The sequence below is a fragment of the Sphaerisporangium album genome (assembly GCF_003323745.1).
Lineage (GTDB): Bacteria > Actinomycetota > Actinomycetes > Streptosporangiales > Streptosporangiaceae > Sphaerisporangium > Sphaerisporangium album.
In genome coordinates this window covers 150,288-164,812 of the sequence record NZ_QOIL01000016.1, presented here as the reverse complement: position 1 = coordinate 164,812, position 14,525 = coordinate 150,288, and the positions used below count along the sequence as shown (strand labels likewise).

At 72.2% G+C, this 14,525-nt stretch carries 16 protein-coding genes; 1 reads left to right on the top strand and 15 read right to left on the bottom strand.

All coding sequences use genetic code 11. From position 1 onward, the window contains the following. Window position 1: 1 nt before the first annotated feature. Entirely contained in the window at window positions 2-1,453 is a 1,452-nt protein-coding gene (gene ngcE, locus DQ384_RS26870; RefSeq protein ID WP_114031671.1) for an N-acetylglucosamine/diacetylchitobiose ABC transporter substrate-binding protein, read from the bottom strand. 483 nt (window positions 1,454-1,936) lie between these two features. On the opposite strand from ngcE, the gene DQ384_RS26865 reads away from it, so the two are divergent. After that, window positions 1,937-3,172, top strand: a complete 1,236-nt coding sequence (locus DQ384_RS26865) for a DUF4032 domain-containing protein (protein WP_220183144.1) — start codon at window positions 1,937-1,939, stop codon at window positions 3,170-3,172. Between the two features lie 19 nt (window positions 3,173-3,191). On the opposite strand, the gene DQ384_RS26860 is transcribed toward DQ384_RS26865, so the two are convergent. The 14 genes from DQ384_RS26860 to DQ384_RS26795 all read right to left on the bottom strand — a co-directional run bounded on the left by DQ384_RS26860 (window position 3,192) and on the right by DQ384_RS26795 (window position 14,483). Continuing rightward, the gene (locus DQ384_RS26860; protein WP_114031670.1) at window positions 3,192-3,701 is read right to left on the bottom strand and encodes a 2-thiouracil desulfurase family protein; all 510 of its coding nucleotides are present in this window, start codon (window positions 3,699-3,701) and stop codon (window positions 3,192-3,194) included. 142 nt (window positions 3,702-3,843) lie between these two features. Then, the gene (locus tag DQ384_RS26855) at window positions 3,844-4,719 is read right to left on the bottom strand and encodes an alpha/beta fold hydrolase (RefSeq protein WP_114031669.1); all 876 of its coding nucleotides are present in this window, start codon (window positions 4,717-4,719) and stop codon (window positions 3,844-3,846) included. Window positions 4,720-4,783: 64 nt separating this feature from the next. Further along, complete coding sequence (locus tag DQ384_RS26850; protein WP_114031668.1) at window positions 4,784-5,446, bottom strand: SDR family oxidoreductase; 663 nt, start codon at window positions 5,444-5,446, stop codon at window positions 4,784-4,786. Window positions 5,447-5,510: 64 nt separating this feature from the next. Next, a complete protein-coding gene (locus DQ384_RS26845) occupies window positions 5,511-6,290 on the bottom strand; it encodes a DUF4328 domain-containing protein (RefSeq protein ID WP_181871432.1) in 780 nt (259 codons plus the stop codon). Between the two features lie 88 nt (window positions 6,291-6,378). After that, complete coding sequence (locus DQ384_RS26840) at window positions 6,379-7,548, bottom strand: LLM class flavin-dependent oxidoreductase (protein WP_484378260.1); 1,170 nt, start codon at window positions 7,546-7,548, stop codon at window positions 6,379-6,381. A 177-nt stretch (window positions 7,549-7,725) separates the two neighbouring features. Beyond that, window positions 7,726-8,124 carry a hypothetical protein gene (locus DQ384_RS26835; protein ID WP_147268906.1) on the bottom strand — a complete coding sequence of 133 codons (399 nt, stop codon included), beginning with the start codon at window positions 8,122-8,124 and terminating at the stop codon, window positions 7,726-7,728. A 58-nt stretch (window positions 8,125-8,182) separates the two neighbouring features. Next, window positions 8,183-9,247: a hydrogenase expression/formation protein HypE gene (hypE, locus tag DQ384_RS26830; RefSeq protein WP_114031665.1), complete on the bottom strand. Its 1,065-nt coding sequence runs from the start codon at window positions 9,245-9,247 to the stop codon at window positions 8,183-8,185. Window positions 9,248-9,341: 94 nt separating this feature from the next. After that, complete coding sequence (gene hypD, locus DQ384_RS26825) at window positions 9,342-10,469, bottom strand: hydrogenase formation protein HypD (protein ID WP_114031664.1); 1,128 nt, start codon at window positions 10,467-10,469, stop codon at window positions 9,342-9,344. 6 nt (window positions 10,470-10,475) lie between these two features. Beyond that, window positions 10,476-10,727, bottom strand: a complete 252-nt coding sequence (locus tag DQ384_RS26820; protein ID WP_245966797.1) for a HypC/HybG/HupF family hydrogenase formation chaperone — start codon at window positions 10,725-10,727, stop codon at window positions 10,476-10,478. After that, window positions 10,702-11,100, bottom strand: coding sequence for a hydrogenase maturation nickel metallochaperone HypA/HybF (locus tag DQ384_RS26815; protein ID WP_245966796.1), 399 nt, complete (start codon window positions 11,098-11,100; stop codon window positions 10,702-10,704). Before DQ384_RS26815 ends, DQ384_RS26820 begins: the two co-directional genes overlap by 26 nt. Window positions 11,101-11,106: 6 nt before the next feature. Continuing rightward, window positions 11,107-11,775: a hydrogenase maturation protease gene (locus DQ384_RS26810; RefSeq protein ID WP_220183143.1), complete on the bottom strand. Its 669-nt coding sequence runs from the start codon at window positions 11,773-11,775 to the stop codon at window positions 11,107-11,109. Then, a complete protein-coding gene (locus tag DQ384_RS26805) occupies window positions 11,772-13,160 on the bottom strand; it encodes a hypothetical protein (RefSeq protein ID WP_114031662.1) in 1,389 nt (462 codons plus the stop codon). Before DQ384_RS26805 ends, DQ384_RS26810 begins: the two co-directional genes overlap by 4 nt. After that, the gene (locus tag DQ384_RS26800; RefSeq protein WP_245966795.1) at window positions 13,157-13,861 is read right to left on the bottom strand and encodes a DUF6084 family protein; all 705 of its coding nucleotides are present in this window, start codon (window positions 13,859-13,861) and stop codon (window positions 13,157-13,159) included. The genes DQ384_RS26805 and DQ384_RS26800 overlap by 4 nt, the downstream gene beginning before the upstream one ends. Then, window positions 13,854-14,483 carry a DUF5947 family protein gene (locus DQ384_RS26795; RefSeq protein WP_245966794.1) on the bottom strand — a complete coding sequence of 210 codons (630 nt, stop codon included), beginning with the start codon at window positions 14,481-14,483 and terminating at the stop codon, window positions 13,854-13,856. Before DQ384_RS26795 ends, DQ384_RS26800 begins: the two co-directional genes overlap by 8 nt. Window positions 14,484-14,525 lie beyond the last annotated feature (42 nt).

The following is a 14,525-nucleotide window of genomic DNA, read 5'->3' as shown; positions in this document are numbered from 1 at the left end:
ACTACACCGTCCGGTTCTGCTTGGTGATCGAGCTGTCGGCCTTGACGGAGTCCGCCTTCTTCTGCATGTTGGCGCAGAACTCGTCGGCGGAGATGCGGCCGAACATCAGGGAGTTGGTCTGCTTGCGCAGCTCGGTCTCCAGCTCCTTGTACCAGTTCTCGAAGCTGCTGTAGGTGACGATGTTCGCGCCGGCGGCGGTCAGGGCGTCGTTGACGCTCTTGAGGCCCGGGGACAGGGACAGGCCCTCGGCCGCGCCGGAGACGACGGTGAGGCTGCCGGACTTCTCGGTGAAGCCCTTGGCCCCCTCCTTGGAGAGCATGATGCGGGCGTACTCCAGCGCGCCGGCGGTGTTCTTCGCCTTGGCCGGGATGATGTACGGCTCGCCCGCGGCGGAGCGGATGGCCTCGAACGGCATCTTGTCGGCCGAGGTGAGGCTCGGGGTCGGCGTCACGGCGTACTCGAACGTGGCCGGGGTGTTGGACTTCTGCTCGTTCTCCAGCCACGAACCGGACGGGTAGAACGCGATCTTGTCCTGGTTCTGCCTGGTCTGGACCTCGGTGTGGATGAGGCCCTCGTAGCTCTTGTCCATGAACTTGCCGATCTCGGCCCAGGCCGCGGCGGACTGCTTCACGGAGTCCTTGGTCCAGGCGCCGTCGGCCAGATTGTCGATGTCCAGCAGGACCTGGTTGCCCTCGACCTTGGCGGCCGTGATGAGGATCATCCAGTACTGGTAGTACGACGCGTTCTTGCCAGCGTAGGCGTACGGCGTGAGGCCGGCCTTCTTGATCGTTTCGCAGAGGGTCTTGAACTCGTCGAAGGTCTTCGGCGCGGCCCAGCCCTTCTCCTGGAAGAGCTTGGCGTTGTACCAGAGGCCGTAGCCGCTGGACACATAGTTGAGGATGTACGGCTTGCCGGCGATGAGGCCGGACTCGACCGTGCCCGGGATCAGGGTGTCCTTGATCTTCTTGCTCGGGTCGTCGATCGACGGGGCCTCGAACAGGGCGGTGAGGTCCAGGAGCTGCCCCTCGGTCTGGAGGGCGCCGTTGTCCATCAGGTCGGAACCGGAGTTGGCGATGAAGTCCGGCACGTCGCCGCTGGCGAAGCGGGGCTGGAGCGTCTGCGCGATCTGCTGGGTCGCGACGTGCTTGACGGTCGCGCCGGGGAACTCCTTCTTGTACAGCGGCTCGTGCACGTCGGTGGCGTAGCTGTCGCCGAGGCCGCCCTTGAAGATGACGACCTCGAGCGCGGCGTCCGCCTTCACGCCGAACGGGTTGGCCGCGGAGGTCGCGGCGGCGCTCGACGCGGCGGTGGGGGTGGCGTCCGAGCCGCCGCCGCCGGTGGCGCACGCACTGAGCATGCTTCCCGCCGGTCCGGCGACGAGGGCGGTCAGGCCGATACGGCGGAGCATCTGCCGCCGGGTGATGTCTTTGGGGGAGCCTGCGGAGTTGGTCATGCAACCCTCCAGGAATGGGGCAATCAATTAGGAAAGTTTCCTAAACGTTTGAGGAACGTACGTCCATCCCCGTACAGCGTCAAGTGGTATGGGCCAACCCGTGATCGAGCTGTAGCCGACCAGCACTCGACCCGCGACCGATCGCGGTGTCCGACGCCCGGTGAAACTCGTATGAAACCTAGCAACAGCACAGGTCACCGCCCGATGATGCCACAAATTGAGGCCAAATCGACACCCTCATGACCTGGTCTAGACCAGCCCGGGAAAGTTGGCCGGTCAGGGCCTCGGCGGTCTGCCTCCGGAGCTCCGGGAGATCACGAGATCGTGCGGTCCGTCATCGGACGACCACACTGCGCGCAGGCCGGACGCCGCCACAGTGTCCACCACAGTGTCCACCGGGTGAACCGCCCCGGCGCGGCGCGGCGGAAACGGCTAGCGTCTGGTAAAGCACTCCGACACACCCCCGACACGGAGGAGCACGGTTTGCCGCTCCAGATGACGGGCGCCCCGAGCGATCCCGACCTCATCCGCCTGCCCTGGGACGTCCCGCTGGAAAACTGGCCCGAGCACCACCTGGTCACGCTGCCGCGCGGCATCTCGCGGCACATCGTCCGGTTCGCCCGGCTGTCCGGGCGGGTCTACGCGATCAAGGAGATCAGCGAGCGGTACGCCAAGCGGGAGTACCAGCTCCTGTGGGATCTCAGCCGCCTGGACGCCCCCGCCGTCGAGCCCGTGGCCGTGGTGACGGGCAGGCGCGACGCCGCCGGAGAGCCGCTGGACTCGGCCCTGATCACCCGCCACCTGCAGTTCTCGCTCCCCTACCGGGCGATGCTGTCCGGCACGCTGCGCCCGGACACGCTGACCCGCCTGCTCGACGCGCTGGCCGTGCTGCTGGTCCGGCTCCACCTGGCCGGGTTCTACTGGGGCGACTGCTCGCTGAGCAACACGCTGTTCCGGCGGGACGCCGGCGCGTTCGCGGCCTACCTGGTGGACGCCGAGACCGGGGAACTGCATCCGATGCTCAGCGAGGGCCAGCGCAATCACGACATCGAAGTCGCTCATATCAACATTTACGGAGAAATGCTCGACCTGGAGGCGGGAGGTTTCCTGCATTCCTCCATCGACCCGCTCGCCTTCGCCGAGCAGCTCTGCCGCCGCTACCACCGGCTGTGGAAAGAGCTCATGGAGGAGGAGATCGTCGAGGACGTCGAGTGGCACCTCATCGACCAGCGCATCCGGCGGCTCAACTCCCTCGGCTTCGACGTCGCCGAGATGATGGTCCGCCGCAAGGCGGGGACGGCCCGGCTGATCGTCCGGCCCAAGGTCGTGGACGCCGGGCACCACCAGCGCCGCCTGCTGCGCCTGACCGGCCTCGACGTCGAGGAGAACCAGGCCAGGCGGCTGCTCAACGACCTCGACTCCTTCCGCGTGGCCAAGGGCCTGCGCCACGAGGACGAGGCGATCGTGGCCCACCGCTGGCTCGCCGAGATCTTCCAGCCGACGGTGAAGTCGATCCCGCCCGAGCTGCGCGGCAAGCTGGAGCCGGCGCAGCTCTTCCACGAGGTGCTCGACCACCGCTGGTTCATGTCCGAGTCCGCCGGGCGCGACGTCGGGCTGGACGCCGCCCTGCGCTCGTACATCGACACCGTGCTGGTGTTCAAGCCCGACGAGAAGGCCATCCTCGGCGGCGACACGGCCACCGACACCGTCAGCCCCTGAGCGCCGCCCCGCGGGCCGCTCAGGGCCGTCCGGACGCCGATTCCAGCTCGGCGAGGTACGCGGCGGCCTCGTCCAGGCGGTCCTCGCCGAAGACGCGGACGCCGCCCGCCTCCAGCAGGGCGGCCGTCACGCCCGCGCCCGGGGTGACCCGCCCGCGGAACGTGCCGTCGTAGACGCGCAGGCCGCCGCACGAGGGGCTGCCCTCCTTCAGCAGGGCGATCCTGATGCCCATCAACCGCGCCACGGCCAGCGCGGCGTGCGCGCCCGCGAGGAAGTTGCGGGTGACGTCGGCGCCCGCGAACGTCAGGACGCGCGCCGAGCCCGCGAGCACGGCCGCCCCGCCTGCGCCGCCCTCGATCTCGGCGGGCGGCCGTGGCACCGGCAACCCGCCCTCCATCTCCGGGCAGAAGGGCACGAGGCGGCCCTCGTCGCGCCATTGGGCCAGCAGCGCGCCGCCGACGTCCTTGGCGCGGCCGTCGTAGCGCACCGGGCGCCCGACCAGGCAGGCGCTGACGAGAATCCTCTCCACACCTTCACCGTACGGCGGTGCTGTCCTCGCCGGTTCCGCCTTCCCCGCCGGCACGGTGTCTGTTGTCCGGCGCCGCGCCGGCGCGCGGAGACGCCGGCGATGCCCTACGGCGAGGAACCCGGTTGACGTTCGCGGCACCGCGCTATCGCGCCTCGGCGCGTTCGGTGAGCTCGGTCACGGCGGCGACGATCTCCGGCCACAGCGGGCGCGGCAGGTCGTGGCCCATCCCCGGGAAGGTGAGCAGCTTGGCGCCGGGGATCGCGTCGGCCGTCGCGATGCCGCCCGCCACCTGGATCAACGGGTCGTCCTCGCCGTGGACCACCAGGGCGGGGACGGACAGCCCGCGCAGCGCCTCGCTGCGATCGCCCGAGGCGAGGATGGCCCCGAACTGGCGGCCCCAGCCGCCCGGGTCGAAGGAACGGTCGAAGCTCTCGCCGGCCACGCGGGCGACGCGCTCCTCGTCCAGCGGGTAGCCGGGCGAGCCGAACACCCGCGCGGCAGCCACCGAACCGGCCACCACGGACTCCCGGTCGGGGGACGACCCCGACAGCAGCGCGGCGAGCGCCTCGTCCGTCGGGGTCCCGATGGTGAAGGACGGCGTGGACATCACGGACGTGAGGCTGCGCGTCCGTTCCGGGTACCTGATGGCGAAGGCCTGGGCGATCATGCCGCCCATCGACACGCCGAACACGTGGGCGCTGTCCCAGCCGAGCGCGTCGAGCAGCCCCGCCGCGTCGTCGGCCATGTCCTCCAGCAGGTACGGCGCGGTGACGGCGCCGCCGGTGAGCGCGGGGGTGAAGTCGGGGACGCCCGCGTCGTGCAGGTGGGTGGCCAGCCCCACGTCCCGGTTGTCGTAGCGGACGACGTGGTGCCCGCTGCCGGCGAACATGGCGCAGAGATCCTCGTCCGTGAAGATCATCTGGCAGCCCAGTCCCGTGATCAGGAGCAACGGGCGTGCGCCGGGGGTGCCGAAGGTGTCGTAGACCAGCTCGATGCCGTTGGTCGTCACACGGTTCATGCGGTCAGAATCGCATTCGGTTTCCGCCCGCGACAAGCCCCCGCGCCCGGCCGTGGCGAACGTCTCAGGAGGCGGCGGCCCGGACCGCCTCCTCCACCGGCACCTCGCCCTGGACCAGGTCCAACGTCCGGCCGGAGGTCCCGGGCGTGTCCAGCAGCCCGGCGACGACGGCCGCGACGTCGTCCCGGGTGACCATCCCGCCGCGCAGCGTCCCGCCCTCGGCGAGGCTGACGCGGCCGGTGCCGGGGGCGTCGGTCAGGCCGCCGGGACGCAGGATCGTCCACTCCAGGTCGCGCGCCCGCAGGTCGTCCTCGGCGTCGCCCTTGGCCCGGATGTACGCCGCCCAGACGTCGTCCGCGCCCGCGCTCGGAGGCGTGCCCGCGCCGATCGCCGAGATCTGCACGAACCGCGCCACGCCCGCCCGCTCGGCCGCGTCCGCCAGCAGGACGGAGGCCGCGCGGTCGACGGTGTCCTTGCGCGCGGCGCCGCTGCCGGGACCGGCGCCCGCGGCGAACACGACCGCGCCCGCGCCCCGCAGGTGGGAGGCGACCTCCTCGACCCCCGCGCCCTCCAGGTCGCACACCACGGCCCGCGCCCCCGCCTCGCGCAGGTCGGCCTCCTGCGCCGGGTTCCTGATCAGGCCGACCGGTTCGTCCCCGCGCGCCGCGAGCAACCGCTCCAGGCGAAGGGCGATCTTGCCGTGTCCGCCCGCGATGACCACCCGCATACGAACCGCCTTCCCCTTCGGCCGCCCGGGGCGGCCGTCCGATGCCGTACGTTCCGGCACCCAATCATGGGGCAAGCCGCGCCTCGGCGACGGGCGCCGTGCGGCGAAGTTCCTGGAAGGCGGTGATCCGCCGGACGGTCGCGATGGCCAGGACGGCCGCGGCGACGCCGAACGGCGCCGCGGCGACCTCCACGAGGGCGATCGTCCGCATGACGCCGGGATCGTCGGACCGGAGCCCGAGCGCGCGTTCGGCCAGTTGGGGGGCGTAGAAGTACAGGAGGTAGAAGGCCCACCACAGGCGGACCAGGCCGGGGTGGCGCTGTCCCCGCCAGTCGGTCGCGGGCGTGCCGGGCCGGGAGGCCAGCCAGATGTCGTCGACGAACCGCTTCGGTATGAAGAAGTTGGCGATCGGGAGGATCCAGCCGAAGACGAACCACGGCCTGCCGTGACGATGCATGAGCGGGCTCAGGGCCTCGGCGTTGGCCCGGGCGCGGAACAGCCACACGACGAACACGACGGCGCAGGCGAGCAGCGCGCAGAGCTGCATCAGCCCGCTGAGGGCGTAGAGGCCGTCGTTGACGTCCAGCGCGTCCTGGGACGGCTCCTCCCCGTCCAGCAGGGAGTTGATCAGGAACACGCGCGTCAGGCTCACGGCGGCCGAGAACAGCTCGACCGCGCACCAGGCCGACAGGGTCACGGCCACCGCGACCGTGAGGCCCTGGAGGGGGCGCGCGGAACGGTCCGGGCGGGCGGCAGGGACCGCGTGGTCGCCGGCGGGCCTGCCGCAGGTGGGGCACCGTCGCGCGTCGGAGGGCAGCGCGAATCCGCACTGGGGGCAGGGCACGGACACTCCCGTTGATTCATCCGATCAAGAGAGGCCAATGGTATTGGGGCCGGCCTTACCCGTCATCCGACTTATTGTGAAATAACGGTTATCGCGAGTTATGCGGAAAAAGTCGGAATGCCTCGCGTACGACCGGCAGCACCTCCGCGCCGAGCCGCGCGACGTTCTCGCGGGTGCGCGCGGGGTCGCCCGCGCCCTCCACCAGGAGGATCAGGTGCCGGACACCCGTACGCCGGATCGTGGTGATCATCGTGTCCGCGCAGTGCGCCGGCGAGCCGACGGGGTGCAGGCGGCACAGCAACTCGGCGTACTCGGCGGCGTCCCTCGGGCGGTACGGCCGGTCGTCCACGGGACGGTACCCGGCGAGGCCGGGCGCGAGCCAGCGGGGCAGCGACTCCCGCATGGCCGCCACGGCCTCGCCGGTGCTGTCCGCGACATACGCGACCCCCGCCGCCACATGCCCGCCGCCGCCTACCTTGCCCGCGCCGCCCACATCGCCCACGGTCACACCGGCAACATCGGCTAAACCTCGGATACCGACAGCGCCGGCGACACCGCGGGCGCCGCCGGATCCATCGGTGGTGACGGCGCCGGACGGGTCGCGCCCGCTCGTGGTGGCCGCACGCGCGTAGTCCTCCACCAGGGCGGCCTTCTCCTCGTCGCCGACGTGCATGCCGAGCAGCAGCGGCAGCCCGCGGGACGCGGCGAGCCGCGCCGTCGAGGCCGAGGTGGCGGCGACCACGGGAAGCAGCGGCCCGCCGGGCCGGGGCACCATCTCCACCTCGCGGAAGCGGAAGACGGCCCCGTCCGCCGAGACCGTGGGACGGGTGAGGGCGGCGACCAGCAGGTCCAGGCTCTCGGTGAAGCCGTTCTCGAAGCGGTCCAGACCGGTGCCGAAGACCTCCAGGTCGACCCACGGGCCGCCGCGCCCGACCCCGAGGCGGAAGCGGCCCCCCGACACCCGGTCCAGGAGTGCGGCCTCCTCGGCGAGCGCGATCGGGTGCCGGGACGAGAGCACGCTGACGGCCGTCCCGACGCCGATGCGCTCGGTGCGGCCGAGCACGTACCCGGCGAGCGTCGTGGCCGAGGGGCACACCCCGTACGACATGAAGTGGTGCTCGGCGATCCACACGTCGTCGAACCCGGCACGCTCGGCGGCGACGGCGGTATCCACGGCGGCGGTCAGCACCTCGCCGTGGTCACGGCCGGGGAACGCCGCCGCGAGCAGGAACACCCCGATACGCACCTCGTCCGCCACGCCTCAACTCTGCCATCCTCGCCGCCGCGGATCACCCCCCTCGCCACACGGGCAGGCGTACCCGCCCACCGGGCCTGCCCGCCCGACCGGGACGCCGCCGTGAGCCCGTGCGGTGAGCGCGTGCGACACCCCTGGCGGTCGGTCCTTGCGGGCCGCCCGTGCGGACGAGCCTTGCGGTCAGCCCGCCTGGTCGCCCGGCGGCATGTACGGGCTCTCCTCGTCGGCGGTGTCCTGGACGCCGACGCCCGTGCCGTGCTCCGGGCGCGAGTAGCCGTAGGGACGCGCGGCCGGTCCCTCGGTCCCGCCCTTCCTGCGGCCCACCTCGCGCTCGCGCTGGGCGATCTTCTCAGCGCGAGCGCTCGTGCTCGGGCCGACGCCGAGCGGCGGGTTGGCCTCGGTGTCGGTCGAGGGCACGCCGTGCCGCTCCTGCTCGCTCACCACGCGCGGGGGGCGCTTGTCGCCGCGCGGCGGGCTCTCGAACGCGCGGTTGCCCGCCATGACGACCTGGCGGTGCACCCGCTCGCGCAGCTTGCCGAGGTCGACGCGGCCGGCGCCGGTACCGAATGGCGTGGTCATGATGATCTCACCCCCGGATCGGGTCATTAATCCCATTTGTCACCTACCCCGGGTGACCTCAGCAGATGCGCGGCAGCGGGTCGCCCACCAGCACGTCGACGATCCGCGTGCCGCCGAAGCCGGTCCTGAGCAGCACCAGCCCCGGCGGGTCCTCGGCGACGCGCCCGATGACCGCCGCCCCCGCGCCGAGCGGGTGCGCGCGCAGCGCGGCCAGCGCGGCGGGCGCGGCCCCCGGCTCCACGACGGCGATCATGCGCCCCTCGCAGGCGACGTACATCGGGTCGATGCCGAGCAGCTCGCACGCCCCGCGCACCGCGGCCCGCACCGGGATCGCGTCCTCCTCCAGGACCACCGCCGTCTCCGAGGCGCCGGCGATCTCGTTGAGCACGGTCGCCACCCCGCCGCGCGTGGGGTCCCGCAGGCAGCGCACCGCGCCCGGCCCGCACGCGTCCAGCAGGCAGGCGGTCAGCCCGGCGAGCGGCGCGGTGTCGGAGGTGACCTCGGCCTCGATGTCCAGCTCGCCCCGGGCGAGCATGACCGTCACGCCGTGCTCGCCGATCGGGCCCGACACGATCACCGCGTCCCCCGGCCGCGCGGCCGACGCGCGCAGCTGGATCGACGGATCGACGGTCCCCACCCCCGCGGTGGTGATGTAGCAGCCGTCCGCCTTGCCCTTCTGCACGACCTTGGTGTCACCGGTCGCGATCGGCACGCCCGCCGCCCGCGCCGCCGCCGCCATCGAGGCGGTGATGCGGCGCAGGTCGTCCATGGGGAAGCCCTCCTCCAGGATGAACGCGGCCGACAGGTACGACGGGTTCGCCCCGCACATCGCCAGGTCATTGACGGTGCCGTTGACCGCCAGGTCCCCGATGTCCCCACCGGGGAAGAACAGCGGCGTCACGACGAAGGAGTCGGTGGTGAAGGCCAGCCCGTCCGCCACGGCGCCGTCCCCCAGCGGGGCCAGCAGCGGGTTGGCGAACGACTCCAGGAACACCGCCTCGACCAGCGTGCGCGTGGCCTTGCCCCCGGCGCCGTGCGCCAGCGTGACGAGGTCCTCGCGTACGCGGGCCTTGCGGCGGCGCGCCCGTTCGATCCGCTCCAGGACCTGTTCCTCGCCGGTCACGGCGCCCCGCCCTTCCGCCCGCTCACGTCCGCGCTCGTGCCGGCGCACATATCGGTGCCCATGCCGGTGCGCATATAGAGGCACATATCGCTGCTCACGTCCCGGTCGCCTCCCTGACCCGGTCGCGCGAGAACCTGCCGAAGTTGTAGTACGCGGCGCACGCGCCCTCCGAGGACACCATGCAGGTGCCGATCGGCGTCTCCGGGGTGCAGGCCGTGCCGAACACCTTGCACTCCCACGGCTTGAGCACGCCCTTCAGCACCTCGCCGCACTGGCACGCCTGCGGGTCGGCCACCCGCCCGCCCGGGATGCGGAACAGTTCCTCGGCGTCGAAGGCGGCGTACCGCTCGCGCACGCGCAGCGCCGACTCCGAGATGAACCCGAGTCCGCGCCACTCGAAGGTCGGCCGGAGCTCCATCACCTCGTCGATCACGGCCAGCGCCTTGAGGTTGCCCTCCCACGGCACCACCCGGGCGTACTGGTTCTCGACCTCGGAGCGGCCCTCGGAGAGCTGTATCAGGTTCTGGTAGACGGCCTGGAGCACGTCCAGCGGCTCGAACCCCGCCACGACCAGCGGTTTTCCGTAGTCCCTGGCGATGAAGCCGTACGGGAGGCAGCCGATGACCGTCGAGACGTGGCCGGGGCCGATGAACCCGTCCAGCCGCAGGTCGGGCGAGTCCAGGATCGCCTTGATCGCCGGGAGGATCGTCACGTGGTTGCAGAACACCGAGAAGTTCTCGATGCCCTCGGCCCGCGCGCGCAGGACGGTCATCGCCGTGGACGGAGCCGTGGTCTCGAAGCCGATCGCCAGGAAGACGACCCGCTTGCCCGGGTTCTCCCGGGCGATCTTGAGCGCGTCCAGGGGCGAGTAGACCATGCGGATGTCCGCGCCGCGGGCCGTCGCGTCCAGGAACGAGCCCCTGCCGCCGGGCACGCGCATCATGTCGCCGAAGGTCGTCATGATGACGTCCGGCTGCTCGGCGATGTGGATCGCGTCGTCCACCCGGCCCATCGGGATCACGCACACCGGGCAGCCCGGCCCGTGCACCAGCGTCACCGCCGCGGGCAGGTGGTCCTCCAGGCCGTGCTTGTAGATCGTGTGGGTGTGGCCGCCGCAGACCTCCATGAACTTGTAGGCGCGGCCCGGCTCGCACAGCGCGGCGATCCGGGCCGCGAGCGCCCTGGCCTTGGCGGCGTCGCGGTACTCGTCGACGTAGCGCACCGGGTGTCACCCCTCTTCGATCATGGACTCGCGGAGCGCGGCCATCTCGTCCTCGTACGCCTGGCCGATGCTGGTGAGGAAGTCCATCGCCGACTTGGCCTCGGCCTCGTCGATCTTGGACAGGGCGAAGCCCACGTGGATCAGGATCCAGTCCCCCGGGACGAGGGACTCCCCCTCCAGCAGGCCGATGTTGATGGCGCGGCGGACGCCGCTCACGTCGACCTTCGCCAGATCAGGACGATCCTTCAGAATCTCCACGATCTCCCCGGGAATTCCCAGGCACATGGGTGGCCTCCGCGAGCTGGATGGATTCGAGGACGAGATCGTCGCCGCCCTCGCAGTCGACATCGGAATCCCCGCAGCGCGGGCACACCGCGTACGGGTCCACCGAGGTGGAGACGTCCCCGCAGGCCCGGCAGGTGAGCCGGACGGGAACGGTCACCAGGTCCAGGTGGGCGCCTTCGGCGACCGTCCCCTCGGCGACCAGCGAGAACGCGTCGTTGAGCGACGGCTCGGCGACATGCAGCAGGGCGCCTACCTGGACGCGGGCCCGGCGTATCCTGCGGCCGTCCGCGCGGCCCTCCACCGCGGCGAGGATCGACTCGGCGATCCCGAATTCGTGCACGGTCACGTCACCTCACTTCTCTGGGTTTCTCTGAGTCACTTGGACGACTGGGCTTGCTTGGACACCGCACGCCAGGCCGGTCACATGCTCCTGATCTGCATGTACCGCTTGATGTCCGGAATCGACTGGTAGACGAGGACGCCCGCCGCCACCAGCGCCGAGAGCATCACCAAACGCTTGATCATGATCGTTCTCCTTCCGCCCGGCGCCCCGCGGCTCCGGGCCCATCTGTTCCCGGACCAGGTCCAGCACCAGGTCCACGGCCGCGTCCACCGCCTCGGCGACGGGCGGGCTCAGGTCCATGCCGGGCGAGAGGTCGGCGGGCTCGCACCCGAGGACCAGCACCCGGCCGGGACCGCCGCCCAACGCGCCGGTCAGCGCCAGCACCGCGTCCGGGGTCATGTCGTGGGCGTCCGCGAAGACCGGCGGGGCCTCCCCCGGCTCCGGCCGCAGGACGTACAACGTCCCCGGCGGGCCGCCCCGGGAGACCGCGTCCACCAGGATCGCGCCGTCGTAGGCGCCGCCGGTGAGCTCGTAGGCGAGGTGGACGCCGCGGATGCCGAAATCGCCCACCACGACCCCGTCCGGCAGGACCGCCTCGGCCAGGCGGCGCGCGACCGCCACGCCGAAGCCGTCGTCCCCGAGGAAGACGTTCCCCACCCCCGCCACCAGGACGCTCACGCGCCCACCTCCCCGTCCGGCCCCACCGGCTCGACCGGCTCCACCTCGTCCGGCGCGAAGTAGAGGTAGCGGCCGTGGGACCGGTGCAGGTCGGCCCCGAGGTCCTCCTCCAGCGTGACCGCCAGGTGGCGCGCGCCCTCGACGTCGAGCAGCACGGCCTCCACGCGGGCGGTCCTGCCCGCCAGGAACATGTCGTGGGCGTCGGCCCGCCGCCTGCCGGGGGCCAGCCGGACGCGGCTGCCCTTGGCGATCTCGACCCCGGCGACGGTCACGCTGTCGGAGCCGGGCGACACCTCGGCCTCCGACGCCGGGTCCCACCAGGGCACCGGCTCCCGCCGCGCGGGCTCGCCCACGTGCCGGATCGCACCGTGCAGCCGCTCCATCAGCTCGGGCGGCAGCTCCCCCGCCATCCGGATGATCTCCGCCGCCCGGGGATCGGTCGCCCGCGCCTCACGCTTCTCCTCCTCGGTCAGCGTCCGGGTGCGCAGGTGGAGCATCTCGTCGATCTCCGTCGCGTCGAACAGGTCGCCGGGGCTCTCCGGGGCGACGCGCGGGTGGTCGTACAGGATGATCGGCGAGGACAGCACCACGTCGCGGTGCCCCGGCTCGCCCACCAGCACGGGCCAGGTGTGCTCGTTGACGCAGCCGCTCGCGGCGGTCCGCGCCCACTCCGGCGGGTCCGACAGCGAGACGAACCTGCCGGCGGTGACGCCGATCAGCAGGTGCGCCGCGACCAGGGAGTGCCGCAGCGCCCGGTCGCGTGTGCCGTCCTCGCCGGGCGTCCACGCGGTGGCGTTCTCCAGCCGGACGCGCAGCCGTGTCAGGCCGTACGGGCCGGCGCCGCTCTCGGCGGTCACCCGCAGCACGGCCCGCAGCGGCCGGTGCTCGGTGACCACCCGTCCCACCGGGCCAGACCCGTTCCCGTTCCCTCTCCCCTTCCCTTTCCCGGACGGGAGGGGCTCCTCGGCGCGGTCCCCGGGGACGGGAACCGCCACCGTGCGCTCCACGCCGAGCAGCGCCGGCATGGCGAGCACGGCCTCCATCTCACGCTCGGTGGCCTCGTCGAAGGTCAGGTACGTCCTGCCGTCCGCCTCCAGGCGGGGCACCGGCACGAAACCGTCCCCCTCCGCGCGCTCGACCCTGCGCTCCTTGACGTGCAGGAACCGCAGGCGCACCCGCACGAGCGCGTTCGACGCGCCCTCGACCAGGCACTCGGTCACGCTCGCCGACGGCTCGGCCGTCTCGACGTACGCGGGCGGGACGAGCACCCCGAACTGCCAGCGCACCCGGTTCTTGGCCGCCGAGGCGCGATAGGGATACAGCAGGTACCCCTCGTACAGGACGGCGTCGGCGACCCGGCGGGCGGTGTCCATGGCGACGGTCATCCGCGTGCCTCCTCCAGCAGAGCCTCGACGGCCTCGTCCCAGGTCGCCAGGGCGCGGCCGGACTTGAACCGTTGCAGCGCCCGCAGCGTGTCGCGGTGCAGCCGCAGCCAGCCGCAGCCGGGGAAGTAGCGGTCGATCAGCTCGCGCCACACGCTCACGGGCAGCGACGCGCGGGCCTCGCAGTGCCAGGGCACCTGGCGCACGGCGAAGCCCTCCCCGGACCTGGCGAAGACCGTGCCGCTGAACAGCAGCAGCATGGGCACCTCGCCGTCGTCCAGCGAGGCGAAGTACTTGCCGGCCGCGACCTCCAGGTCGTAGCTGCACGGCACGGGCAGGTCGACCTCGGTGGAGCCGGTGAACCTCGGCACCATGACCGAGACGTTCGCGAACCGGAGCGGCCTGACCGTCTCGCCCCACCGCGACGGGTCCCCGAACAGGTCCGCGAGCAGGGCGCTCTCGCCGTCCCCGTAGCGGCGGCCCGCCGGCTCGATGCGGATCTGCGTGTGCAGCGCGATGGCGTGCACGGACTCGCCCACGGGCTCGGTCACCCGGACGCGGAAGCGCAGCGTCGGGAACGCCGCGTGCGGGTCGGCCCGCACGCCCAGGCACCGGAAGCCGATTTCCGGCCGGGCCCCGGATCGGCCCTCGGAACTCGTCTCGGGGCTCGTCTCCGACCCGATCTCGGACCCGATCTCAGACACGGTCGTCCTCCCTGGCCTCTCCCTCGGAACGGGCGCGCAGTTTCGCGAAGAAGCCGTCGATGGCCACCCACGCCTCGCGGCCGCCGTCGAACCCCTTCCAGTGCAGCCGGACGAGGCCGACCAGCTCGTAGCAGGCGTCGATCGGCACCAGGTGGCACACGAAGCCCTCGGGACGGCGGTCCACCAGGTACGCCTCGACATCGGGCTGCGGGCGCGCGGCCTCGGGGTTGGCGTCGAGCACGCGGTCCCAGACGCCGAGCGGCAGCAGCGACTCGGTGGCCCCCGCCGGGCTCGGGTAGAAGGCCACGAACCGGTCCAGCGCTGAATTGCGGAAGAAGAAGGCGGTGCGTACGGGGATCTGCATCTCGTCCCAGTCCGCCGGGGTCAGCCGGAACGCCGGGAAGTAGATGTAACGCTCGGGAACGCCCCGGTAGCGGGCCCCCGGGCCGCCGCCCCTGGGCATCAGCAGGGAGCAGCCCCGGCAGGTGCACAGCAGCGCGCGGGTCTCGACGTTCACTACGTGGCCGTGCCGCTCGTCCAGCGGCTCGGCGCACATCTCGCACCGCGACACGCCGTCCGCCGCGGGCTCGCGGAAGCGCCGCAATCCGGACGTTCCGGGCACCCCCGGTTCTCCCGGTCCCCCCGGCACACCTGGTCCTCCCGG